We start from the raw sequence: 22,701 nt of genomic DNA on the forward strand, positions 1-22,701 counted from the left end.
CGGAGCACGCACGCCGCGCACGGCGGCGTCGCGTCAAGTCTTGGCCCGCCCGCGCCCGTTCACCAGAGTTGCAGGGGGTTGCAACCTCTCCCCACCCCGCGTGAAATCTTCGCTTCGTGTCCGGAGTGTCGCCCTCCGCGACGGACAGACGGCACTATGAACGGACGGACGGCACCGGCAGACGTGCCGTCGGTACGGGCCTTGGGTCCCCTGGCCGCGAGGCCCGGGACCGGTTGTCCGCTCAGGCCCTTCGGGAGGACACAGTGGCGCATTCGCCGATGGACGTCACGCGGCTGGCCGCCGTCGACACAGCAAGGGCGGCGCGAGTACTCGACGAGGTGCGCGACGCGACACTGTCCGGCCAGCCGGCGCCGCTCGGTCCCCGGCCGGTCATCGGCGAGTCCTGGGGGCGCATGCTCCGCAGCGGTGTCGACCCCGACCACGACTTCCGCGCCGGGCTGCTCGGCCGCGACGAGGTCGAGCGGCGCCGGCGCGACTCCCCGCTGCGGCACGTGCTTCCGGTGCTGCGCGAGGGGCTGCTGTCGGTCGCGGACCTCGCCCAGCACATCATGGTCGTGGCGGACGGCGAGGGCCGGGTGCTGTGGCGCGAGGGCAGCCGTCCGGTGCTGCGCAAGGCCGACGGATTCGGTTTCGAACTGGGCGCGGACTGGGGCGAGAACGTGGTCGGCACGAACGGGGTCGGCACCCCCGCGGTCGTCCGCCGCCCCGTCCAGGTGTTCGCCGCCGAGCACTTCGTCCGCACGCACGCCACCTGGACGTGCACGGGCGCGCCGATCACCGATCCGCGGGACGGACGGCTGATCGGCGTCGTGGACATCAGCGGGCCCTGGGAGACGATGCATCCGGCGACCCTCGCGTGGGTCGACTCGGTCGCCAAGCTCGCGGAGGCACGCCTGCGGGAGCGGCATCTCGCCTCGCTGGACCGGCTGCGCTCGGTGGCCGCGCCGGTCCTCGCCCGGATCGGCGGCCGTGCCCTGGCCGTCGACCGGGACGGCTGGACGGCCGCGATCACCGGTATGCCCTACCTGGAGCGGCTCGCGCTGCCCGCGACCATCGGCTCCGACCGGATCTGGCTGCCCTCGCTCGGCCTGTGCTCGGTGGAGCCGCTGCCCGGCGGCTGGCTCGTGCGGGCCTCGGACGAGGGGTCCGCGCCGCGCGGCGCCACCCGCATCGAGCTGGACCTGACGCAGCCGCGCCGCTGGTCGGTGACCGTGGCGGGCGGAGCGGGCACCTGGACCCACGAACTGAGCCCGCGTCACGCCGAACTGCTCTACCTGCTGGCCCTGCACCGCACCGGCCGCAGTGCCGCGGGCCTGGCCGACGACATGTTCGGCGACCCGGCGCGCACGGTGACGGTAAGGGCCGAGATGTCCCGCGTACGACGCTACCTCGGGGCCGTCCTGGAACACCGGCCGTATCGTTTCTGCGAGGAGGCGGAGGTGCGGGTGGTCCTGCCGGACGCCCCGCTCGGCGCGCTCCCGCACTCGACGGCTCCGGGGGTGCTCAGGTCCCGCGCCGCGGCCGCGGGGACCTGGCCGGTACAGGGGGACCGAACGGCCCACCGCGCGGGGTGAGGGCCTCGCGGCGGCGCGGGGCCCTGACGTGCCCGGCTCCACCGCGCAGCCCCGTCGGCCCTCTTTGATCGACAGGCGCGATCCCTACCTATTACGGGGTATTCGACCCGGCTCGCCACCCTCTGCCGTACCATCCATCCCACGGCCCCCCACATCCGCCGCCTCCGGCCCAACCGCCGGATCACAGGAGGCAGTTGGCCGACGACGGGAGGACCAATGACGTATCGAGGCAGACACCGCCGCCGAAACAAGGGGCGTGTCCTGCGGGCCACCCTCTCCGGAGCCGCCCTCGCCCTCACCGCCGCCGCCACCATCATCAGCACCTCGCAGGCCGCGGGGAGTGACAATCCGGGACCGCTGACCCGGCTCACCTCGTCGTCCGAGATCAACAAGCTCCAGCTGCACGAGAACCTGGTCGCCGAGTCGACGCTCGACACGCTGCAGAGCGGCATGGGCGGGAACGTCGGGGTGGGCGCCGTCCTCAAGAGCGCCAACCACCCGATGCGGAACAAGGCCGACTGCGCCGGCACCGAGGCGGCGGCCCTGCCCGTCGAACCGGCCGCCACCCGCGCCTACTGCTGGGACAGCGGGGACGCCACGACGCAGAAGTGGCTGCCCCAGTCCGTCACCACCTCCGGGGACGCCGACAACGACGGCAGGTGGGGCACCGACCGGGTCATCCTGGCCGGCTGGACGCACAACGACCACAAGGCGGGCGAACCGGCCGCCGACAAGGGCCTCGCCCGGGTCGCCTTCATCGACGCGAACGACCCGAAGAACCTCAGGTACCGCTGGGTCCTGCTGGTCGCCCCACTGTCCGGCGGCAAGGACTTCGGAGCCGTCCGCTCCCACGTCGGCGGCATGGTCTGGTACCAGGACAAGCTGATCGTCACCGCGAAGAACGGCGCCGACCACGACAACGCCCTGTTCGTGTTCGACATGAACCGCATCCTCCAGGCCGACGTCAACAGCACCGAGGTCGGCAAGGTGAGCGGCGGCTGGTCGGCGCGCGGCTACCAGTACGTGATGCCGGCGATCGGCTCGTACAACCTCACCGGCGGGGCGTGCAGCGCGAGCAACGACAACGCCCGCCCCTGTTTCGCGTCGGTCTCCCTGGACCGCACCTCGACACCGGACAGCCTGGTCGCGAACGAGTGGTTCAGTTCGGGCGGCACGGAACCGGCCCGCCTCTGGCGCTACTACTACAGCACCGCAAGCGACCGCACGGGCCTGCTCGGCAGCAACGCCAGTGACATCGTGAACGCCGACGAGGCGTACGAGACCAAGGCCGTCGGGCTCCAGGGCGTCCTCTCGCACAAACCGAGCGGGGCGAGCGAGGCCAACTGGTACACCGGCTACGCCCCGGGCAGCCGCGACAAGCACGGCACGCTCTGGCGCCAGAACGAGAGCGTCGCCAAGGCCGCGCAGTGCGGGTCGGGCGGCACGTCGTACGCCTGCTGGGGGCAGCACACCGAGTCGCTGTCGTACTGGCAGGAGACCGGCGAGTTGTGGACGCTCACCGAGTGGGCGGCGAACAAGGACAACGAGTGGAAGCCGCCGGTGATCCCGGAGCGCGTGCTGTACGCGGTCCCGCTGTCGGCGGTCGACAGCTCGGTGCAGTGACCCGCGCGACCCGGGGTCGGGCGTCAACCGGGAGCGTCCCACGCAGGCGCTCCCGCTTTGGAGGGGAGCCCGCCAACGTGGTTCGCTGAGCCGCATGAGCATCGCTGTGACCACCTGGTCCCTGGAGCAGACCTCCCCGGCCGACCTGCTGCCCGCCGCCGCCCCCGACGGCGACGTCCCTGTCGTCCGCGCCGAGGTCCCCTCCCCCGAGTTCAGCCGCTTCCTGTACGCCTCCGTGGGCGGGGACATCCGCTGGACGGACCGGCTCGCCTGGACGTACGCGCAGTGGCAGGAGGAGCTGGACCGCCCCGGCGCGGAGACCTGGGTCGCGTACGACCGCGGGACGCCCGCCGGGTACGTACAGCTGGACCCGCAGGACGACGGCGTGGTCGAGATCGTCTACTTCGGGCTGATCCCGGCCTTCCGGGGCCGGCGCATCGGCGGGCACCTCCTGTCGCACGGTGTCGCGCGGGCCTGGGACCTGGCCGACCGCTGGCCGGGGCGGGCGCAGACGAAGCGCGTCTGGTTGCACACGTGCAGCAAGGACGGCGAGCACGCGATGGACAACTACCTGCGCCGCGGCTTCAAGCTCTTCGACACCAAGGTGGAGGAGGAGCCGGACCTGGCGGCGCCCGGACCCTGGCCCGGGGCCCACGTAGGCTGACCTGGCACGACTCGGCCCGGGGCCGGACCTTGTGACCGACACCACCCTTGTCTCACATCTCGGGACCAGGGTGTCCGCATCATGGACGAAGCTGGACTGTGTCCAGATCGCCGTGACACGCTTCCGTCATGTCTGGAACTGGAATTGCCTTGGTGAGTCGGCGGCACGTCGACCTCGGCCGCATGTCCAGCGCCATCTGTCCGGTCCGCTGACCCTCGGCATCCGGGCCTGATGGCCCCCTGCCCAGCACCGCTGACATTCCCCCTGTCTCGACTTGCGCAACGACGCGCACGTATGCCCGCATGCGCCCGTATGCGCAGGTCAGAGCCGCTGTCCCGCCTGTTTCGAAGGACGTAGAAACCATGGCCGCCACGCCACAAGATCCCGCTGCCGCCGCGCCCCGCCGCAAGGTGAGCCGTCACCGCGGCGAGGGTCAGTGGGCCGTGGGCCACTACACCCCGCTCAACGGCAACGAGCAGTTCAAGAGGGACGACGACGGTCTCAACGTGCGGACACGCATTGAGACGATCTACTCCAAGCGGGGCTTCGACTCGATCGACCCCAACGACCTGCGCGGCCGGATGCGCTGGTGGGGCCTCTACACCCAGCGCAAGCCCGGGATCGACGGTGGCAAGACCGCGGTCCTGGAGCCGGAGGAGCTGGACGACAAGTACTTCATGCTGCGGGTGCGGATCGACGGCGGACGCCTCACCACCCAGCAGCTGCGCGTCATCGGCGAGATCTCGCAGGAGTTCGCGCGCGGGACCGCCGACCTCACCGACCGGCAGAACGTCCAGTACCACTGGATCCGCATCGAGGACGTCCCGGAGATCTGGAACCGTCTGGAGGCCGTCGGGCTGTCCACGACGGAGGCCTGCGGTGACACCCCCCGCGTCATCCTCGGCTCGCCCGTCGCCGGCATCGCCGAGGACGAGATCATCGACGGCACCCCGGCCATCGACGAGATCAGCAGCAGGTTCATCGGCAGCAAGGAATTCTCCAACCTGCCCCGCAAGTTCAAGACGGCGATCTCCGGCTCGCCGCTCCTCGACGTCGCCCACGAGATCAACGACGTCGCGTTCGTCGGCGTCGAGCACCCCGAGCACGGCCCCGGCTTCGACCTGTGGGTCGGTGGCGGGCTGTCCACGAACCCCAAGATCGGTGTCCGTCTCGGCGCCTGGGTGCCCCTCGACGAGGTCCCCGAGGTCTGGGCGGGCGTGATCGGCATCTTCCGCGACTACGGCTACCGGCGGCTCCGCACGAGGGCCCGCCTCAAGTTCCTGGTCGCCGACTGGGGTCCGGAGAAGTTCCGCCAGATCCTCCAGGACGAGTATCTCGAGCGGGAGCTCGTCGACGGCCCGGCCCCCGCCCAGCCCGTACAGCGCTGGCGCGACCACGTCGGTGTGCACCGGCAGCAGGACGGCCGCTTCTACGTCGGGTTCGCCCCGCGGGTGGGCCGGGTGGACGGTGCCACGCTCACGAAGATCGCCGAACTCGCCGAGGCGCACGGCTCGGGCCGGGTGCGCACCACCGTCGAGCAGAAGATGATCGTGCTCGACGTCGAGGAGCCGCAGGTCGAGTCGCTCGTCGAGGCGCTGGAGGCGCTGGACCTGACCGCCAGGCCCTCCCCGTTCCGTCGCGGCACGATGGCCTGCACCGGCATCGAGTACTGCAAGCTCGCCATCGTCGAGACCAAGGCCCGCGGTGCCTCGCTGATCGACGAACTCGAGCGTCGCATCCCGGAGTTCGACGAGCCCCTCACCATCAACATCAACGGCTGCCCGAACGCCTGCGCCCGTATCCAGGTCGCGGACATCGGTCTCAAGGGCCAGTTGATGCTGAACGACGCGGGCGAGCAGGTCGAGGGTTACCAGGTGCACCTCGGCGGCGCCCTCGGTCTGGAGGCCGGCTTCGGCCGCAAGGTCCGCGGTCTGAAGGTCACCGCCGACGAACTGCCGGACTACGTCGAGCGCGTCCTCAAGCGCTTCGAGGAGCAGCGCGAGGACGGCGAGCGCTTCGCCGCGTGGGCCACGCGTGCCGACGAGGAGGCGCTGACATGAGCGAGCGTGCGGCGCCCTTCCACTGCCCCTACTGCGGCGACGAGGACCTGCGTCCCGGCGAGCAGGGACACGGCGCGTGGGAATGCGGAGCGTGCAATCGAGCCTTCCAACTGAAGTTCCTCGGGCTGCTGGCCCGGGGGGTTCAGCGCAACGACGGTGGAGGGGACGAGATATGACAGCCGTTCAGACCCATACCGATAGCGATACCGCTTCAAAGCCTGAGAGCGACCGGGACGCCGAGCTCAAGGCACTCGCCGAGCAGGCCGGCCGTGACCTGGAGGACGCCTCCGCCCTGGAGATCCTCCGGTGGGCCGCCGACACCTTCGGCAAGCAGTTCTGTGTGACCTCCTCGATGGAGGACGCGGTGGTCGCCCACCTCGCGTCCCGCGCCTTCCCCGGCGTGGACGTCGTGTTCCTCGACACGGGCTACCACTTCCCCGAGACCATCGGCACCCGGGACGCGGTCGAGGCCGTGATGGACGTCAACGTCATCACCCTCACTCCGCGGCAGACCGTCGCCGAGCAGGACGCCGAGTACGGGCCGAAGCTGCACGAGCGCAATCCCGACCTGTGCTGCGCGCTGCGGAAGGTCAAGCCCCTCGAAGAGGGACTCACCGAGTACCGCGCCTGGGCCACGGGCCTGCGCCGCGACGAGTCCCCGACCCGCGCCGGCACCCCGGTCGTCGGCTGGGACGAGAAGCGCCGCAAGGTCAAGGTCTCGCCGATCGCCCGGTGGACCCAGGACGACGTGGACGCGTACGTGAGCGAGCACGGGGTCCTCACCAACCCGTTGCTCATGGACGGCTACCCGTCCGTCGGCTGCGCCCCCTGCACCCGCCGGGTGCTGGAGGGCGAGGACGCGCGCGCCGGCCGCTGGTCGGGCAGCGCGAAGACCGAGTGCGGGCTGCACGGCTGACCATGACCGCGACCGCGACGAACCCGACGAACTCGCCGAACTCGATGAACCAGGAGAACCAAGTGACCGGAGCCACCATCTGGCTCACGGGTCTGCCGAGCGCCGGCAAGACCACCATCGCGTACGAGCTGGCAGGACGGCTGCGCGAGGAGGGCCACCGCGTCGAGGTGCTCGACGGCGACGAGATCCGTACGTTCCTGACGGCGGGCCTCGGCTTCAGCCGCGAGGACCGGCACACGAACGTCTCGCGCATCGGCTTCGTCGCCGACCTCCTGGCCCGCAACGGCGTCAAGACGCTCGTCCCGGTGATCGCTCCGTACGCGGACAGCCGTGAGGCGGTCCGGGGGCTCCACCACAAGAGCGGGGCGGCGTACATCGAGGTGCATGTCGCGACACCCGTCGAGGTGTGCAGCGAGCGGGACGTGAAGGGCCTGTACGCCAAGCAGGCGGCGGGCGAGCTCTCGGGGCTCACCGGGGTCGACGACCCCTACGAGGAGCCCGAGTCGCCCGACCTTCGCATCGAGTCGCACACCCAGTCCGTGCAGGAGTCCGCGGCGGCGCTGCACGCGCTGCTCGCAGAGAGGGGTCTCGCATGACGACGACCGTCGCCGATGTCTCCGAGGAGGAGACCGGCAGCCCGTACGCGCTGAGCCACCTGGACGCTCTGGAGTCCGAGGCGGTGCACATCTTCCGCGAGGTGGCGGGCGAGTTCGAGCGGCCGGTGGTCCTCTTCTCGGGCGGCAAGGACTCCATCGTCATGCTGCACCTGGCGCTGAAGGCGTTCGCCCCGGCGGCGGTGCCCTTCTCGCTGCTGCACGTCGACACCGGGCACAACTTCCCGGAGGTCCTGGAGTACCGCGACCGCACGGTGAAGAAGCACGGGCTGCGGCTGCACGTCGCCTCCGTGCAGGAGTACATCGACCGCGGCGCCCTCAAGGAGCGCCCGGACGGCACCCGCAACCCGCTGCAGACCGTGCCGCTCACGGAGAAGATCCAGGCCGAGCGGTTCGACGCCGTGTTCGGCGGCGGGCGCCGGGACGAGGAGAAGGCCCGGGCCAAGGAGCGGGTGTTCTCGCTGCGGGACGAGTTCTCGCAGTGGGACCCGCGCCGTCAGCGGCCCGAGCTGTGGAACCTCTACAACGGCCGGCACGCGCCCGGAGAGCACGTCCGCGTGTTCCCGCTGTCCAACTGGACCGAGCTGGACGTGTGGCAGTACATCGCCCGCGAGGGCATCGAGCTTCCGGAGATCTACTTCGCGCACGAGCGTGAGGTGTTCCAGCGCGCGGGCATGTGGCTGACCGCCGGTGAGTGGGGCGGCCCGAAGGGGAGCGAGTCGGTCGAGACCCGCCTCGTCCGCTACCGGACCGTCGGCGACATGTCCTGCACGGGCGCCGTCGACTCGGACGCCACCACGCTGGACGCCGTGATCACCGAGATCGCCGCCTCCCGGCTCACCGAGCGGGGCGCCACCCGCGCCGACGACAAGATGTCCGAGGCCGCGATGGAAGACCGCAAGCGCGAGGGGTACTTCTAGCCATGACGAGCACCATCGAGCCCACCGAGCCGCTGTCGGTCGAGCAGCTGTCCGAGACGACGCTGCTGCGGTTCGCGACCGCCGGTTCCGTCGACGACGGCAAGTCCACCCTCGTCGGCAGGCTGCTGCACGACTCCAAGTCGATCCTCACCGACCAGCTGGAGGCCGTGGAGCACGCCTCGCGCAACCGCGGCCAGGACACACCCGACCTCGCGCTGCTCACGGACGGCCTGCGGGCCGAGCGGGAGCAGGGCATCACGATCGACGTGGCGTACCGCTACTTCGCCACGGCCCGGCGCCGGTTCATCCTCGCCGACACGCCCGGACACGTGCAGTACACCCGCAACATGGTGACGGGTGCCTCCACGGCCGAGCTGACGGTGGTCCTCGTGGACGCCCGCAACGGCGTCGTCGAGCAGACCCGCCGGCACGCCGCCATCGCCGCTCTCCTGCGCGTCCCGCACGTGGTGCTCGCCGTCAACAAGATGGACCTCGTCGACTACCAGGAGCCCGTCTTCGCGGCGATCGCCGAGGAGTTCACGGCGTACGCCTCCGAACTGGGCGTCCCCGAGATCACCGCGATCCCCATCTCCGCGCTCGCCGGGGACAACGTCGTGGACCCGTCGGCGAACATGGACTGGTACGGCGGCCCGACCTTCCTGGAGCACCTGGAGACCCTCCCGGTCAGCCACGACCTCGCTACCTGCCACGCGCGTCTGCCCGTGCAGTACGTGATCCGTCCGCAGACCGCCGAGCACCCGGACTACCGCGGGTACGCGGGTCAGATCGCGGCCGGCGCGTTCCGTGTCGGCGAGCCGGTCACCGTGCTGCCCTCCGGCCGCGCGTCCCGCATCGCCAAGATCGACCTGCTGGGCGAGTCGGTCGACCTGGCCTGGACGACACAGTCGGTGACGGTCCTCCTGGAGGACGACATCGACATCTCGCGCGGTGACCTGATCGTGCCGAGCAAGGACGCGCCCGCGACCACGCAGGACATCGAGGCGACCGTCTGCCACGTCGCCGACGCGCCGCTGACCATCGGCCACCGGGTGCTGCTCAAGCACGGCACCCGCACGGTCAAGGCGATCGTCAAGGACATCCCGTCCCGGCTGACCCTCGACGACCTGTCCCTGCACCCGCACCCGGGCCACCTGATCGCCAACGACATCGGCCGCGTGAAGATCCGTACCGCCGAGCCGCTGCCGGTGGACTCGTACGCCGACTCCCGGCGCACCGGCTCGTTCATCCTGATCGACCCCTCCGACGGCACCACGCTCACCGCGGGCATGGTCGGCGAGTCCTTCGCCTCGCCGGAGCCGGTCAAGGCCGAGGCGGACGACGACGGGTGGGACTTCTGACATGACCCCCTCCGACTTCTACTCCACGTTCGCGAAAGAGGGCGGCCGCGTCGGCAGCGGCGCCCTCGGCGCCGGGCAGGGCGGAGTGGCGCGATGTGCGCGATGACGTACGCGCACTGCCTGCGCGCCCCGTCCCCCCGCCCGCCGTCGCGGATACGACGAAGACCTGCCGACCTCCCGGCCACGACCTGAAGAAGGCGTGACCGCCGGGCCGACGAGAGGAACCCCTCCCGTGCCTGCCAGCCTCCCCCTTTCTCGGCTTCGCTCGAATGGGGGCACCCCCATGACCGCCTACCGGCGCACCTTCGCGGCCATCGCCGCGCTGCCTCTCCTGACCCTCGCCGCCTGCGGCTACGGCTCCGACGCCAAGGACGACACCTCGAAGGTCGCCGCCGAGGGCAAGAAGCTCTCCGCCGACACCGTCCGGATCGGCTACTTCCCGAACCTGACGCACGCCACCGCGCTCGTGGGCGACCAGGAGGGGCTGCTGCAGAAGGAGCTGGGGGGCACGAAGGCCACCTACTCCCAGTTCAACGCGGGTCCGTCCGAGATCGAGGCGCTCAACTCCGGTTCGATCGACATCGGCTGGATCGGCCCCTCCCCCGCCATCAACGGCTACTCCACCACCGATGGCAAGGGCCTGAGGATCATCAGCGGCTCCGCCTCCGGCGGTGTGAAGCTCGTGGTCAACCCTGACAGGATCAAGTCCCTCAAGGACGTCAAGGGCAAGAAGATCGCGACCCCGCAGCTGGGCAACACGCAGGACGTGGCGTTCCTCAACTGGATCTCCGAGCAGGGCTGGAAGGTCGAGGCGGAGAGCGGCAAGGGCGATGTCTCCGTGGTCCGCACGGACAACAAGATCACGCCGGACGCCTACAAGTCGGGCTCCATCGACGGTGCCTGGGTGCCGGAGCCGACCGCTTCCAAGCTGGTCGCCGAGGGCGGCAAGGTGCTGCTCGACGAGGCCGACCTGTGGCCGGACAAGAAGTTCGTGATCACGAACATCATCGTGTCGCAGAAGTTCCTCAAGGAGCACCCGGACGTCGTCGAGGCCGTGCTGCGCGGCTCGGTGAAGACCAACGCGTGGATCAACGCCAACCCGGACAAGGCGAAGGCCGCCGCCAACACCAAGCTCGAGGAGCTGACCGACAAGGCTCTGCCCGCCAACGTACTCGACCCCGCGTGGAAGTCGATCCAGTTCATCGACGACCCGCTGGCCTCGACCCTCGACGCCGAGGCCGAGCACGCGGTCAAGGCGGGCCTGCTGGAGCAGCCGAAGCTCGACGGCATCTACGACCTCGCACCACTGAACAAGGTCCTCAAGGCCGAGGGCAAGAGCACGGTCGACGACGCCGGTCTCGGCGTCAAGTAAGCCCGGACACCCATGAGTTCCCAGGAGGTGACGACCATGGCAACAGCCCTCGCCAAGGCCGCCGACGCCGGTACGTCGGTGGAGTACGCCGCCCGCATCGAGCACGTCTCGAAGTCCTTCGCCGGCCCGGCCGGGCAGCAGCTCGTCCTGGACGACATCACGCTCGATGTCGCGCCCGGCGAGTTCGTCACCCTCCTGGGAGCCTCCGGGTGTGGCAAGTCGACCCTGCTGAACCTGGTCGCCGGGCTCGACAAGCCGTCCGCGGGCGGCATCAGCACCGACGGCCGTCCGGCCCTGATGTTCCAGGAGCACGCCCTCTTCCCGTGGCTGACCGCGGGCAAGAACATCGAACTCGCCCTGAAACTGCGGGGCGTGCCGAAGGCCGAGCGCCGCGAGAAGGCGGAGGAGCTCCTGGAGCTCGTCCGGCTGAAGGGCGCGTACGGCAAGCGGGTGCACGAGTTGTCCGGCGGTATGCGCCAGCGGGTCGCGCTGGCGCGGGCGCTCGCACAGGACAGCAAGCTGCTGCTGATGGACGAGCCGTTCGCCGCGCTCGACGCCATCACGCGTGACGTGCTGCACGACGAACTGACGCGCATCTGGCGCGAGACGAACGTGTCGGTGCTGTTCGTGACGCACAACGTGCGTGAGGCGGTGCGGCTCGCCGAGCGCGTGGTGCTGCTGTCCTCCCGCCCGGGACGTATCGCGCGGGAGTGGTCGGTCGACATCCCGCAGCCGCGCCGCATCGAGGACTCCGCGGTCGCGGAACTGTCCGTCGAGATCACCGAACAACTGCGTGGGGAGATCCGCCGTCATGGCCAGCACTGAGACGAGCACCGTCAAGGACGGCAGCGATCTCGCCGGACTCGAAGCGGGTCTCGACGCACTGGAGACGGTCCAGACGCGGCGTACTCCGTTCCGCAGGACGTTCGTGGAGAAGATCTTCCCCCCGATCGTCGCCGTGGCGCTGGTCCTGGTCGTCTGGCAGGTCCTGGTATGGGCGAAGGTCACCGACAGCTACAAGCTGCCGACTCCCTCCGCCGTCTGGGACGAGGTCCAGGAAGCATGGCTGGAGGGCACGCTCCTCGACTACATCTGGACCAGCGTCTCCCGTGGCCTGCTGGGCTTCCTGTTGGCCCTCGCCATCGGCACGCCCCTGGGGCTGCTGGTCGCCCGGGTGAAGTTCGTGCGCGCGGCGATCGGCCCGATCCTGTCCGGACTCCAGTCCCTGCCGTCGGTGGCGTGGGTGCCGCCGGCCGTCCTGTGGCTCGGTCTGAACGACTCGATGATGTACGCCGTCATCCTGCTCGGCGCGGTCCCGTCCATCGCCAACGGGCTCGTCTCCGGTGTCGACCAGGTGCCGCCGCTGTTCCTGCGGGCGGGCCGCACGATGGGCGCGACGGGGCTGCGCGGCACCTGGCACATCGTGGTGCCCGCCGCCCTGCCCGGTTACCTCGCCGGACTGAAGCAGGGCTGGGCGTTCTCGTGGCGTTCGCTGATGGCCGCCGAGATCATCGCGTCCTCGCCCGACCTGGGCGTCGGCCTCGGCCAGTTGCTGGAGAACGGCCGTACGGCCAACAGCATGCCCATGGTGTTCCTCGCCATCCTCCTCATCCTGATCGTCGGTATCGCCATCGACCTGCTGATCTTCAGCCCGCTGGAGCGGTGGGTCCTGCGCAGCCGCGGTCTCCTCGTGAAGAGCTGAACTCCCATGCCAGGACCGGTACTTCTCGTCATCGCCCACGGCAGCCGCGATCCGCGCCATGCCGCGACCGTGCACGCCCTGGTGCGCCGGGTGCGGGCGCGGCGGCCCGGGCTGCGCGTGGAGACCGGCTTCCTGGACTTCAACCTCCCTTCGGTTCCGGGGGTGTTGAAGTCGCTGGCGGCACAGGGCGTACGGGACGTGGTGGCGCTTCCCCTGCTGCTGAACCGTGCCTTCCACGCCAAGGCGGACATCCCGGCGGTGCTGCACGAGGCGCCCGCCCGGCTGCGGATCCGGCAGGCCGAGGTGCTCGGCCCTTCGCCGCTGCTGACGGCCGCGCTCGAACGGCGTCTGTACGAGGCGGGGTTGTCGCCCGCCGACAAGTCCTCGACCGGGGTCGTGCTGGCCTCGGCGGGGTCCACCGACCCGGAGGCGATCGCAGTGATCGCAGAAATCGCGCGGGAGTGGCGGCGGACCGGTTGGTGCGCCGTGCGGCCTGCGTTCGCCTCCGCATCCCTTCCCCGGACGGAGGACGCGGTACGGGAGCTGCGCTCGCTGGGCTGCGCACGGGTGGCGGTCGCCCCGTACGTCCTCGCTCCCGGTTTCCTGCCGGACCGGATCGCGCGGGGGGCGGCCGAGGCGGATGTCCTCTCGGACGTGCTCGGGGCGGCGCCGGAGGTGGCACGGGTGCTGCTCTCCCGCTACGACGAGGCCGGAGCCCCGGCGCTGACCGCCGCCGTCGGCGCCTGAGTTCTTCCTCCCGCCCTCGGCCGGGCTGAGTGTTCCGCCCTCGGCCGGGCAGGGTCTCCCGCCCTCCGGCGTATCGGTGGAGCGGGGAAGTTCGCCTCAGCCCGCGGACCCGGCGGCGCGCGGAGCGCGGCCGCTGAGGGCCAGCGCACGGTCGAGGACCGGTGCGTCGTCGGCCACCGGCACGGCAGCCGCGAAGCCGTCGTACTGCCGGTACAGATCGCCGTGCGTGACGACGACATCGAGGACCACGCGCGCGGCCGCGTCGGAGATCCGGTACTCCTGACCGGTGGTGACGGCCACGTCCCAGCCGTGCACCGCCATCTCCTTGACGACCATGGAGGCGAGCTCGCCGGCCGGCAGGGACCCCCCGCCGAGATCCACCTCCCCCTCCCACGCCGCCGGATCCGACCATGCCGCGACGGCCCGGTCGAGCTGCGCGGCGTACGCCGACGCCCATCCGGGGTCGGCGGTGAAGTCACGGGCGGTGAGGTCCTCCGGGAGCGGCTTGCGCAGCGCCCGGTGCTCCAGTCCGTGGGAGGTGTAGAGGACCCAGTGGTTGACCAGGGCCCGGACGTCCCAGTCCGGGCAGTGCGTGGGGTCGGCGAGCCGCCCGGCCGCGACCCCACGGGCGACACGGGCCGCCTCGGCCGCGCATTCGGCCATGACCGGGTGCAGGGTGACGCGTGTGCAGGGCGCTTTCTCCTTGTTCATGCGCTCCACGCTAGGGACGCTGTCGGATGCCTTCTTGAACAAACGCGACAGCCTCGTCGGCCAGCTCCACCAGCTCGGCCACGGGCAGCGAACCCGGCGCCCGCCGTTGCCGCGCGAAGTCGTTCGCGAGCCGTTGCAGCAGGTCGTTGAGCGGGGTCGGCACCCCGTGCAGCCGGCCCAGCAGGGTGATCTCCCCGTTGAGGTAGTCGGCCTCGATGGTGCCGGTGCCCCGGTCGAGCGACTGCCAGGACGACCCGGCCCCGCGCTCCACGCCGTCGAGGGGTACGAGGCGCATCTTGTCGGCGCGGGCCTCCTTCTGCTCCTCCTCCGAGGTGTGGGGGATGCCCGCGGCGGCGAGCACGGCCTCGCCCTCCGCGCGCACGCGGCTGTAGAGCGCGAGGGCCTCCTCGCTGCCCATCACCCCGCTGACGGCCTCGATCGCGTTGGCGAGGTTGGCGAGCAGTTTGGCGTACTGCCAGCGCGTCACGTCGGCCACGACCGGCGCCTCGAAGCGGGACGCCGCGAGGTCGGCGGCGACGGCCCGCGCGGTGTCGTCCGTGCCGTGCGGGAAGCGCCCGAGGTGCAGGATGCCGGTCAGGGGCGTGCCGGCCGCCGACACCACTCCCGGCTCGACGAAGGTGGCGGGCAGCCACACGCACATTCCGTACACCTGTCGGAAGCGGCGCAGCGCGAGACGCTGGCTCTCCACCCCGTTCTGCGCGCAGACCAGCGGCAGCCGCTCGGCCGCCGTGCCGCCGCCCGCCACGGGCGCGGGCCCCCAGGCCTCCAGCGCCGCCCCGCTGTCCTGCGTCTTGACGGCGAGCACGAGGACGTCGTCCGCACGCAGTTCGCCGAGGGGCTCCGGCCCGTCGACCGTGGGCACCCGGTGGGTGCGCGGTCCGTCGGGCGTCACGAGGCGCAGTCCCCGCTCCCGAAGGGCCTCGTACTGCGCGCCGCGCGCGACGAGTACCACGTCGTGTCCCGACTCGGCGAGACGCCCGCCGACGGCGCCGCCCACGGCGCCTGCTCCGATGATGATGTAGCGCATGCCCCGAGCCTGCCACAGTCGTGTGGCCGGCCCCTCGGAGGTTCCGGGCCGGCTCGCGCCCGCCCGGTACGGCCTCCCGGGCGCCGCCCCCCGGCAGCGGGTCAAGGCCCGCCTCCGCGCCATGCGTTGACCTTGTCCCTGGGGCAGGGCCGAGGGTCCGGCACATGGACTCCTACGACTTCCATCTCCGGCAGAGCCGGTACAGCGACCCCGGTGCCGTACCGGCCGGTCTGCCCGCCGGCCCGCGTGAACTGGCCACCCTCGTGCGGCACTTGCTCATCCACCGGGAGGAGGGCGGGCGCTTCGGGTACGCCATGCCCGAGGAACGGCGGCGCGAGGACGCCGAGGCCAGGTACGTCGGCGGGATACTGCGTGTCCTGCGCGAGCGCGGGCCGGCGCCGCTCACCGTGCACCGGGAGCTCGGCGAGCGGTTCGCCGGCACGTGCCGGGACTTCGCCCTGCTGCTCTGCGCGTTCCTGCGGGCGACGGGCACGGCCGCCCGGGTCCGGTGCGGCTTCGCCACGTACCTCGGCGACGGGTCGTTCCACGAGGACCACTGGGTCACCGAATACCGTCCTCGGGACGGGGGTTGGCGGCTCGCCGACGCCCAGGTGGCCGACGGGCCGTACGACGTGCCCTTCGACCCGCTGGACGTCCCGCGGGACCGGTTCCTCGTCGCCGGTGCGGGCTGGCGGGCCTGCCGGGCGGGCGACGCGGATCCGGACACCTTCGGGGTCGCCCTGCCCGAGGGGCACCTGCGGGGGCTGTGGTTCGTGCGCGGCAACGTCGTACGCGACCTCGCGGCCCTCAACGGGGTGGAGGTGCTGCCGTGGGACGCGTGGGGTCTGGCGGCGAAGGAAGAGGCGGAGGTGACCGTGGACGATCTCGCGCTGCTGGACGAGGCCGCCGGGGTCACGGCCGCGGTGGCGACCCCGGCTTCGGCCGCAGTTTCGGCCACGCCGACCGTGTCGGCCTCGGAGGTCCGGCGCCTCTACGCGGATCCCCGCCTCGCCGTCCCGGCCGAGGTCACCTCGCACACGACGTACCTCGGCGTCCGGAAGGTCAGCCTTCCGGGGAGTCCTCGGGGCTGAACGGCGTCCCCTGGTGGAAGTACAGAAGCCACGCCTCGCCGGCTTGCCTGTCCGACCTCCGCCACACTGAACTCCGGTGTGCGTGACGGCCGTTGCTCTCCGTGTCGTAGGTGAGGTGGACGACGTCCCGGGAGATCCGGACGCCCTTCATCCGGGAGGTGACGACGGGGGTGGACCCCGGCTCGGCCGTCGTGGCCAGGTCGTCGATGATCGCGGCGCGGCCCCAGTGCCGGCCGGAGACGCCGAACTCGTGGAACTCGGGGTGCAGCAGCGCGCCGACGCGTGCGGGTGAACGTCTGATCTCCGGGTCGAGGAGACGCAGTTCGGCCTCGATGGCCGCTTCGACCGCGGGGTCGTGGTCAGTCACCGGTCAGCTCCACGAGTTTGACGACGGTGTTCCAGTTGCGCGTGGTGGCGACGATCCCCTTCGTCAGCCGGGGCTTCGAGAGGCTCTCCGCCAGCTTGGACCGGCCGAGCCCGTCCGGGGCGTACAGGTACACCACGCGGTCGCCGATCCGGAACTCCTCGGGCAGGAAGGCCTGTTGGTCGATCGGCGCGTAGCGCTCGGGGTCGGCCTGCGCCGAGAGGTACGTGGCGTGCAGTTGCCTGGCCTCCAGTTCGGCGGCCGGGAACGGGCAGGCGTCGAGGACGGCCCGCAGGTACGCGTGGTCGCGTACCAGCACGTCGACCGTGAACCCGAAGTGCTCGGCCAGCGCCCGCGACAGTTCCCCGGCGAGCGAGTCCTCGTCGCCGTGGTCGCTGGAGAACACCGCGTTCCCGCTCTGGAGGTACGTGCGTACGTCCCCGTGCCCGAGGCCTTCCAGGAGCGTGCGCAGCTCGGCCATCGGCACCTTACGGTTGCCGCCCACGTTGATCCCGCGCAGCAGCGCCGCGTACGTCGTCGTTCCCGCAGTCATCCGCACACCATAAGGCGGCCGTCGCGCCCCGTGGGGGTGGGCACGACGGCCGCGGGCACCGACCGCCGGGCGACGCCGGTAACCGGCCGGTTGGCTCGAAACCATGACTGATCGGCGCACGTGGAATCAACACCCGCGCACAGCTGTGACTTGTTCAACAAGCTTTCGTAATAACAAACGGGATCCGCGTCGACAGATCGGACACCCCTGACCGCCACCCCCAAGGTTGGGCTTTACATGTAAGGGGCTTTCATCCTCCTCAGTGCTGATGCCGCGGGGTCCGAGGGGAGGAGTCGGGCGCCCCACACCTCACCGGACAGCACGACGAGAGGTCCTTATCCGCGCCATACCTTCGTAACTGAAGGTGCCGGCAGGGGGCCGGGGCCGAACACGAGGGGGCAAGCCCGTCATGGGGAACGGAGACACGCGGGTACGGGGCATAGCGGCCCGGGCCGGCGGCTGGAGCGTCCGGCACCGCTGGGCGGCCGTCGGGATCTGGGTGCTGTTCGTCGTTCTGGCGATGGGACTCGGCTCGGCGGCGGGCACGGTCGAGCTCAAGGACAGCGAGCAGCTCACGGGTGAGACGAGCCAGGCCGCGGCCATCGCGGAGAAGGCGGGGATCGACGAGCCGGCCGGGGAGTCCGTGCTCCTCCAGGGCAGGGACGCCGGCCTCAAGGCGACCGACACGGAGTTCCGTGCCGCCGTCGACGCCGTGATGAAGGCGGTCGAGGCCACCGGCAAGGTGACCGCCGTGACCTCGCCGTACGAGACGGAGACGATCTCGAAGGACGGCCGCAGCGCGCTGGTGCAGTTCGACATGCGCGGCGACGCGGACACGGCGGGCGAGCGGGTGGAGCCCGTGCTGAAGGCCGTCGAGGAGGTCCAGAAGGACCATGAGGCGCTGCGGATCGAGGAGATCGGCGGCGCCAGTATGAACAAGACGTTCGACGACGCGTTCGGCGACGACTTCAAGCAGGCCGAGTTCTCCGCGGTGCCGGTGGCCCTCGGCATCCTGCTGGTCGCGTTCGGCGCGCTGGTCGCGGCGCTCGTGCCGGTGCTGCTCGCGATCACCGCGATCGTGGCCACCATGGGCCTGATGATGATCGTCAGCCACATCCAGCCGATGGACGACACGTCGAGCTCCGTGATGCTGCTCGTGGGCCTTGCGGTCGGCGTCGACTACTGCCTGTTCTATCTGCGGCGCGAGCGCGAGGAACGCGCGGCGGGCCGGGACCACGAGACCGCCCTGCGGATCGCCGCGGCGACCAGCGGCCGCGCCATCATCGTCTCCGGCGTCACGGTGTGCGTGGCGATGGCGGGCATGCTGTTCACCGGGATCTCCACCTTCAAGGCGATGGGCCTGGCCTCGCTGATGGTCGTGGCGGTCGCCATGGTCGGCTCCGTGACGGTACTGCCCGCGGTGCTCTCGCTGCTCGGCAAGCGGGTCGAGACGGGCCGCATCCCGTTCCTGCACCCGGACAAGCGCCGCAAGTCCGCGAGCGGTTCCGGCAACGGCGGGTCCGACAACGGCAGCCGCTTCTGGACGAGCGTGCTGCGCGTGGTGCTGGCCAAGCCGGCGATCTCGCTGGTCGTGGCGGCGGGTGCACTGGTGGCCATCGCGGCCCCCGCGCTCGGCATGAAGACCCAGAACCTCACGCTGGACCAGGAGTTCGGCGACTCGCTGCCGATCGTGGCGACGTACGACCGGCTGAACGAGGCCTTCCCCGGCGGTTCCGACCCGGCCGAGGTGGTCGTCAGGGCCGACGACATCAACTCCGCCGAGGTGAAGTCCGCACTCGCCGACTTCCGTGAGCAGGCGGTCAGTTCGGGTGCCTCACGCGGCCCGATCGAGGTCAAGGTGCACGACGCGCAGAACATCGCCTTCGTGTACGTACCGCTGGTGGGCGGCTCGAACCTCGACAAGGCGGAGAAGAGCCTGGAGATCATCCGCGACGAGGTCCGTCCCGCGACGCTCGGCAAGGTCGACGGGGTCGAGGCCCCGGTGACCGGTCAGGTGGCGGGCTCGAAGGACTTCAACGACCAGCTCGGCAGCGCGGTGGCCCCGGTCTTCGTCTTCGTCGTGCTCTTCGCCTTCCTGCTGATGCTCCTGTCGTTCCGCTCGCTGACGATCGCGATCACCTCGATCGTCCTCAACCTCCTGTCCGTCGGGGCCGCCTACGGCATCCTGGTCGCCGTCTTCCAGCACGGCTGGGGCGCGTCGCTGGTGGGTGCCGAGGGCGTGGGCGCCATCATCACCTGGCTGCCGCTGTTCCTCTTCGTGATCCTCTTCGGACTCTCGATGGACTACCACGTGTTCGTGGTCTCCCGGATCCGTGAGGCGCGCATGCGGGGGCTGACGACGCGGGACGCCATCCAGCACGGGGTGGTCACGACGGCCGGTGTCATCACCAGCGCCGCCGTCATCATGGTCGCCGTCTTCGCGATCTTCGGCACGCTGTCGATGCAGTCCATGAAGCAGATGGGTGTCGGCCTCGCGGCGGCGGTCCTGATCGACGCGACGATCATCCGCGGTGTGCTGCTCCCGGCGGTCATGGCCCTCCTCGGCGAGCGCAACTGGTACTTCCCGAAGTGGCTGAACCGGCTGCCGGACCTCAGCCACGACGAGTCGCCCGAAGCCGCCTCCACCCTTCCGCCTCCGGCGGTCACGGGTGAGAAGGTCCGCGTCTGACGACCTCACCACCATCGGAAACGGCGGTGTGGCCGGGGCACCAGCCCCGGCCACACCGCCGTTTCCGCACGCGTTCCCCGCCGCCCGCCGCTCGCCCGCGGTCGCTCAGGCCGCGGTGGCCACCTCGTCGCGCTCGAAGGAGTCGATCGTGCGGGTGAAGTCGCGGGTGGAGAGCAACAGCTTGTAGATGATGGCGAGTTCGAAGAGGAGAAGCAGCGATCCGGAGATCACGGTCGCCTCGATGACCACGTCGAACAACGGGCCGACGATGAAGACGCCCATCTGGAATTCGATTCCGCTCACCAGGTGCGTACGGATTCGGTGGCGCAGGAGGAAGGAACGAGCGCGCAGATACACCGGGAAGCGGTGCCGGAACTCCTCGTGGAGGTCGATCACGCGGGCCTGTTCCTGGCCCTGAGCCTGCTCCTGCGTCTCCGGCCGGCCTTCGGCGGAGAGTTCGGTGGAAGGTACGGGCCCCGGCCCGGAAACCGCCTCGGAAACAACCTCGGAAACCGCCTGGGGGGCTGTCGCCGCCTTACGCAGGTCCTGTTCGACGTCCGCCTCGGGATTGTTGCGCAGCAGGTCCTCCATGAAGGCGAGTTCCGCGGAATTCTCCGCGCGCCTGGCCTCCCGCACCCGCGCCTTGATCTGCTTCCGCATGGTGTAGCGGATCTTGAAGATCTCCAGACCGTTGATGTACCGCAGCGTGTCGAGGCCGACGACGGCCGCGGCCAGCCAGATGTAGATCGTCTCGCCGGTGCGGTCGTACTGTCCGGCCATCAGCGCGACCCCGCACACCGCCACCCGGATGCGGTCGAAGACGAAGTCCAGCCAGGCGCCGAAGACGGAGCCCTGGCCGGTGAGGCGGGCGACCTTCCCGTCCATGCAGTCGAGGACGAAGCTCAGGTGATAGACGAAAGCGCCGGCGATCAGCCATCGCCAGTCACCGAACGCGAAGCACGCCGCCGAGACCAGGCCGAGCAGGAACGCTCCCCAGGTGATCTGGTTCGGCGTGATCCTCGTGTACCTGGCGGTCAGCCTCACCAGTGGGGTGGCGACCGGATCGACCAGCAGCACGGTCCACCATGCGTCGCGCTTCTTCTCGGTGATGCGGCGCACCTCGGCGAGGGGCGGTATGTCACGGCGCATAGGTCAACTTCCCAAAGTTCGAAACGAGTTCACCTCACGCTAGAAAGGTGTTCAGGCAAGGAACAAGAAGAAGCGCGTGCAACCTTCCATGGGGGGTAACGGTCTTCCCCTGCAACCCGGTCCATGCCCCGGTCGGGCAGATCTCGCGTTATCCGAGCGTTACCGAATGACCGTCCCGTTATCCAAAGTGCGCCATGGCTTCACCAATCCCGCGCAACCGTGACACGCGGGAATTCCGGGTTCGCTGACGGTCACCCGATCCGGCCCTTCGGGCTCCGGTCGCGCCCCCGGAAAATTTCCGCCTCGATCAGATCCGCCGCGCGGGATGTACCGCCCTCGGCCGCCATCTCCGCCTGGATCGTCCTGAGCCTTTCTGCGATCCCGGGGTCGTCGGCGACGGCGAGCACGGCCTCGCGCAGGGTGTCGGCCGTCGCTTCCTCCATGGGCAGGTGGCGGGCGACGCCGAGCGCCTGGAGCACGTCCGCGTTGCCGAACTGGTCGACGGCCTGGGGCACGCAGACCATCGGGGTGGCGGTCGCCATGCCCTCCTGGCTGCCGCCCGCTCCGGCGTGCGTGACGAAGGCGTCGGCCTGCCCGAGGACCGACAACTGCGGTACCCAGTCGTGCACTTCCACGTTGTCCGGGATGCGGCCGAGCTCTGCCGGGTCGACGTGCTTGCCGATCTGGAGCACCAGGTGCCAGTCCGGCAGGCCGCCGAAGGCCCGCACACACTCCCGGTAGAAGTCGGGCTGCTTGGTGAAGGAGGAGCCCAGGGACACGAGGAGGACACGCTCGGCGCCGGCGGGCCGCCACCACTCCCCCTGGGCGGCGCGGTCGCCCTGGCAGGCGCCGACGAAGGTGTGCACGGACTCGTCGACCCGGTCCGCGTGGGGCTGGAGGGCCTTCGGGATGAGGACCAGGGAGCGGGCGGGGCGGCCACCGAAGGAGTCGGGGTCCTCGGGAACGCCGTTCTCGTCGAGCCAGGCCTGGAAGCGGGCGTAGTACGCCCTGCCCCGCTCGGTCTTCTTCGGCTCCGCCCACATGGGCTCGGCGACCTCCTGCTCGTAACCGTCCCAGGCGACGAGGTTCGGCGAGAGCGAGACGGCCGGGACGCCCCAGCGGTGGGCGAGGACCCGGGCCGGGTACGAGGTGATGTCGTGCAGCACGAGGTCCGGCTCGTCACCCTCGTACGCCTCGATGAGCTGCGGGAGTGCCTGGACGGCGTCCTCCAGGAAGGGTTCCACGTTGTCCAGGAGGGTGGTTCCCCAGGCGTCGGGGTCGTCGTCGGGCGAGGGCAGGATCGACTTCCACAGCTTCGGCTCGGCCCCCGCCTGCGCGACCTTGTCGGCGAAGACCGGCGGAATCGCGTACGTGACCCGGTGCCCACGGGCGACAAGCTCCCGGATCACCTCGAGGCTCGGGTTCACATGCCCGTGGGCGGCGATGGAGAACATGGCGATGTGCGCGGGGCGTGAGGTGGTCATACCCCGACCATAAGCGAGACGAGACGTCTCGTACAACCGGT

At 70.6% G+C, this 22,701-nt stretch carries 22 protein-coding genes; 16 read left to right on the top strand and 6 right to left on the bottom strand.

The window, feature by feature from the left end; all coding sequences use genetic code 11:
• Nucleotides 1-278: 278 nt before the first annotated feature.
• From O1Q96_RS34055 to O1Q96_RS34115, 14 genes are all read left to right on the top strand, one after another.
• The gene (locus O1Q96_RS34055; protein ID WP_419587080.1) at nt 279-1,595 is read left to right on the top strand and encodes a GAF domain-containing protein; all 1,317 of its coding nucleotides are present in this window, start codon (nt 279-281) and stop codon (nt 1,593-1,595) included.
• 216 nt (nt 1,596-1,811) lie between these two features.
• Entirely contained in the window at nt 1,812-3,218 is a 1,407-nt protein-coding gene (locus O1Q96_RS34060; protein ID WP_269251815.1) for a hypothetical protein, read from the top strand.
• A 94-nt stretch (nt 3,219-3,312) separates the two neighbouring features.
• A complete protein-coding gene (locus tag O1Q96_RS34065; protein WP_269251816.1) occupies nt 3,313-3,882 on the top strand; it encodes a GNAT family N-acetyltransferase in 570 nt (189 codons plus the stop codon).
• 128 nt (nt 3,883-4,010) lie between these two features.
• Entirely contained in the window at nt 4,011-4,094 is an 84-nt protein-coding gene (locus tag O1Q96_RS44695; protein WP_349817346.1) for a putative leader peptide, read from the top strand.
• A gap of 150 nt (nt 4,095-4,244) precedes the next feature.
• On the top strand, nt 4,245-5,942 hold the full coding sequence (locus O1Q96_RS34070) for a nitrite/sulfite reductase (RefSeq protein WP_269251817.1): 1,698 nt from the start codon (nt 4,245-4,247) through the stop codon (nt 5,940-5,942).
• A complete protein-coding gene (locus O1Q96_RS34075) occupies nt 5,939-6,118 on the top strand; it encodes a hypothetical protein (protein ID WP_269251818.1) in 180 nt (59 codons plus the stop codon). The genes O1Q96_RS34070 and O1Q96_RS34075 overlap by 4 nt, the downstream gene beginning before the upstream one ends.
• Nucleotides 6,115-6,858, top strand: coding sequence for a phosphoadenylyl-sulfate reductase (locus O1Q96_RS34080; RefSeq protein ID WP_269251819.1), 744 nt, complete (start codon nt 6,115-6,117; stop codon nt 6,856-6,858). Before O1Q96_RS34075 ends, O1Q96_RS34080 begins: the two co-directional genes overlap by 4 nt.
• 44 nt (nt 6,859-6,902) lie before the next feature.
• A complete protein-coding gene (cysC, locus tag O1Q96_RS34085; RefSeq protein ID WP_269253845.1) occupies nt 6,903-7,454 on the top strand; it encodes an adenylyl-sulfate kinase in 552 nt (183 codons plus the stop codon).
• The gene (gene cysD / locus O1Q96_RS34090) at nt 7,451-8,392 is read left to right on the top strand and encodes a sulfate adenylyltransferase subunit CysD (protein ID WP_269251820.1); all 942 of its coding nucleotides are present in this window, start codon (nt 7,451-7,453) and stop codon (nt 8,390-8,392) included. The genes cysC and cysD overlap by 4 nt, the downstream gene beginning before the upstream one ends.
• 2 nt (nt 8,393-8,394) lie before the next feature.
• Entirely contained in the window at nt 8,395-9,750 is a 1,356-nt protein-coding gene (locus tag O1Q96_RS34095; RefSeq protein WP_269251821.1) for a sulfate adenylyltransferase subunit 1, read from the top strand.
• Nucleotides 9,751-10,033: 283 nt separating this feature from the next.
• On the top strand, nt 10,034-11,122 hold the full coding sequence (locus O1Q96_RS34100) for an ABC transporter substrate-binding protein (RefSeq protein WP_269251822.1): 1,089 nt from the start codon (nt 10,034-10,036) through the stop codon (nt 11,120-11,122).
• Between the two features lie 36 nt (nt 11,123-11,158).
• Nucleotides 11,159-11,947 carry an ABC transporter ATP-binding protein gene (locus tag O1Q96_RS34105; RefSeq protein ID WP_269251823.1) on the top strand — a complete coding sequence of 263 codons (789 nt, stop codon included), beginning with the start codon at nt 11,159-11,161 and terminating at the stop codon, nt 11,945-11,947.
• On the top strand, nt 11,934-12,824 hold the full coding sequence (locus O1Q96_RS34110; protein WP_269251824.1) for an ABC transporter permease: 891 nt from the start codon (nt 11,934-11,936) through the stop codon (nt 12,822-12,824). The genes O1Q96_RS34105 and O1Q96_RS34110 overlap by 14 nt, the downstream gene beginning before the upstream one ends.
• A gap of 6 nt (nt 12,825-12,830) precedes the next feature.
• Nucleotides 12,831-13,571, top strand: coding sequence for a sirohydrochlorin chelatase (locus O1Q96_RS34115; protein WP_269251825.1), 741 nt, complete (start codon nt 12,831-12,833; stop codon nt 13,569-13,571).
• Nucleotides 13,572-13,667: 96 nt separating this feature from the next.
• Here the strand turns inward: O1Q96_RS34115 and O1Q96_RS34120 are convergent, their stop codons facing one another.
• Together O1Q96_RS34120 and O1Q96_RS34125 are read right to left on the bottom strand one after the other, a co-directional pair.
• A complete protein-coding gene (locus O1Q96_RS34120; RefSeq protein WP_269251826.1) occupies nt 13,668-14,282 on the bottom strand; it encodes a TIGR03086 family metal-binding protein in 615 nt (204 codons plus the stop codon).
• 10 nt (nt 14,283-14,292) lie between these two features.
• On the bottom strand, nt 14,293-15,330 hold the full coding sequence (locus O1Q96_RS34125; RefSeq protein ID WP_269251827.1) for a ketopantoate reductase family protein: 1,038 nt from the start codon (nt 15,328-15,330) through the stop codon (nt 14,293-14,295).
• A gap of 164 nt (nt 15,331-15,494) precedes the next feature.
• Here O1Q96_RS34125 and O1Q96_RS34130 point away from each other — a divergent pair, with 164 nt between their 5' ends.
• Nucleotides 15,495-16,421, top strand: coding sequence for a transglutaminase-like domain-containing protein (locus O1Q96_RS34130; protein WP_269251828.1), 927 nt, complete (start codon nt 15,495-15,497; stop codon nt 16,419-16,421).
• On the opposite strand, the gene O1Q96_RS34135 is transcribed toward O1Q96_RS34130, so the two are convergent.
• Both O1Q96_RS34135 and O1Q96_RS34140 read right to left on the bottom strand, forming a co-directional pair.
• Nucleotides 16,393-16,788, bottom strand: coding sequence for a nuclear transport factor 2 family protein (locus tag O1Q96_RS34135; RefSeq protein ID WP_269251829.1), 396 nt, complete (start codon nt 16,786-16,788; stop codon nt 16,393-16,395). The genes O1Q96_RS34130 and O1Q96_RS34135 overlap by 29 nt on opposite strands.
• The gene (locus O1Q96_RS34140) at nt 16,781-17,338 is read right to left on the bottom strand and encodes a DUF1697 domain-containing protein (RefSeq protein ID WP_269251830.1); all 558 of its coding nucleotides are present in this window, start codon (nt 17,336-17,338) and stop codon (nt 16,781-16,783) included. The genes O1Q96_RS34135 and O1Q96_RS34140 overlap by 8 nt, the downstream gene beginning before the upstream one ends.
• Nucleotides 17,339-17,747: 409 nt before the next feature.
• Between O1Q96_RS34140 and O1Q96_RS34145 the strand changes: the two genes are divergently transcribed.
• A complete protein-coding gene (locus tag O1Q96_RS34145; RefSeq protein WP_269251831.1) occupies nt 17,748-20,027 on the top strand; it encodes an MMPL family transporter in 2,280 nt (759 codons plus the stop codon).
• 105 nt (nt 20,028-20,132) lie between these two features.
• Here the strand turns inward: O1Q96_RS34145 and O1Q96_RS34150 are convergent, their stop codons facing one another.
• Entirely contained in the window at nt 20,133-21,176 is a 1,044-nt protein-coding gene (locus O1Q96_RS34150; RefSeq protein ID WP_269251832.1) for a CDP-alcohol phosphatidyltransferase family protein, read from the bottom strand.
• A gap of 251 nt (nt 21,177-21,427) precedes the next feature.
• Nucleotides 21,428-22,660 carry a macrolide-inactivating glycosyltransferase gene (mgt, locus tag O1Q96_RS34155; RefSeq protein ID WP_269251833.1) on the bottom strand — a complete coding sequence of 411 codons (1,233 nt, stop codon included), beginning with the start codon at nt 22,658-22,660 and terminating at the stop codon, nt 21,428-21,430.
• Between the last annotated feature and the right edge of the window lie 41 nt (nt 22,661-22,701).

The sequence above is a fragment of the Streptomyces aurantiacus genome (assembly GCF_027107535.1).
Lineage (GTDB): Bacteria > Actinomycetota > Actinomycetes > Streptomycetales > Streptomycetaceae > Streptomyces.

What these genes read in the sequence shown, in the direction of transcription:
- O1Q96_RS34060 (WP_269251815.1), top strand. Translation starts at nt 1,812, where the DNA reads ATGACGTATCGAGGCAGACACCGCCGCCGAAACAAGGGGCGTGTCCTG.
- cysC (WP_269253845.1), top strand. Translation starts at nt 6,903, where the DNA reads ATGAACCAGGAGAACCAAGTGACCGGAGCCACCATCTGGCTCACGGGT.
- O1Q96_RS34105 (WP_269251823.1), top strand. Translation starts at nt 11,159, where the DNA reads ATGGCAACAGCCCTCGCCAAGGCCGCCGACGCCGGTACGTCGGTGGAG.
- O1Q96_RS44695 (WP_349817346.1), top strand. Translation starts at nt 4,011, where the DNA reads ATGTCTGGAACTGGAATTGCCTTGGTGAGTCGGCGGCACGTCGACCTC.
- O1Q96_RS34110 (WP_269251824.1), top strand. Translation starts at nt 11,934, where the DNA reads ATGGCCAGCACTGAGACGAGCACCGTCAAGGACGGCAGCGATCTCGCC.
- O1Q96_RS34150 (WP_269251832.1), bottom strand. Translation starts at nt 21,176, where the DNA reads ATGCGCCGTGACATACCGCCCCTCGCCGAGGTGCGCCGCATCACCGAG.
- O1Q96_RS34070 (WP_269251817.1), top strand. Translation starts at nt 4,245, where the DNA reads ATGGCCGCCACGCCACAAGATCCCGCTGCCGCCGCGCCCCGCCGCAAG.
- O1Q96_RS34145 (WP_269251831.1), top strand. Translation starts at nt 17,748, where the DNA reads ATGGGGAACGGAGACACGCGGGTACGGGGCATAGCGGCCCGGGCCGGC.
- O1Q96_RS34065 (WP_269251816.1), top strand. Translation starts at nt 3,313, where the DNA reads ATGAGCATCGCTGTGACCACCTGGTCCCTGGAGCAGACCTCCCCGGCC.
- O1Q96_RS34100 (WP_269251822.1), top strand. Translation starts at nt 10,034, where the DNA reads ATGACCGCCTACCGGCGCACCTTCGCGGCCATCGCCGCGCTGCCTCTC.
- cysD (WP_269251820.1), top strand. Translation starts at nt 7,451, where the DNA reads ATGACGACGACCGTCGCCGATGTCTCCGAGGAGGAGACCGGCAGCCCG.
- O1Q96_RS34115 (WP_269251825.1), top strand. Translation starts at nt 12,831, where the DNA reads ATGCCAGGACCGGTACTTCTCGTCATCGCCCACGGCAGCCGCGATCCG.
- O1Q96_RS34080 (WP_269251819.1), top strand. Translation starts at nt 6,115, where the DNA reads ATGACAGCCGTTCAGACCCATACCGATAGCGATACCGCTTCAAAGCCT.
- O1Q96_RS34140 (WP_269251830.1), bottom strand. Translation starts at nt 17,338, where the DNA reads ATGACTGCGGGAACGACGACGTACGCGGCGCTGCTGCGCGGGATCAAC.
- O1Q96_RS34055 (WP_419587080.1), top strand. Translation starts at nt 279, where the DNA reads ATGGACGTCACGCGGCTGGCCGCCGTCGACACAGCAAGGGCGGCGCGA.
- mgt (WP_269251833.1), bottom strand. Translation starts at nt 22,660, where the DNA reads ATGACCACCTCACGCCCCGCGCACATCGCCATGTTCTCCATCGCCGCC.
- O1Q96_RS34130 (WP_269251828.1), top strand. Translation starts at nt 15,495, where the DNA reads ATGGACTCCTACGACTTCCATCTCCGGCAGAGCCGGTACAGCGACCCC.
- O1Q96_RS34095 (WP_269251821.1), top strand. Translation starts at nt 8,395, where the DNA reads ATGACGAGCACCATCGAGCCCACCGAGCCGCTGTCGGTCGAGCAGCTG.
- O1Q96_RS34075 (WP_269251818.1), top strand. Translation starts at nt 5,939, where the DNA reads ATGAGCGAGCGTGCGGCGCCCTTCCACTGCCCCTACTGCGGCGACGAG.
- O1Q96_RS34125 (WP_269251827.1), bottom strand. Translation starts at nt 15,330, where the DNA reads ATGCGCTACATCATCATCGGAGCAGGCGCCGTGGGCGGCGCCGTCGGC.
- O1Q96_RS34120 (WP_269251826.1), bottom strand. Translation starts at nt 14,282, where the DNA reads ATGAACAAGGAGAAAGCGCCCTGCACACGCGTCACCCTGCACCCGGTC.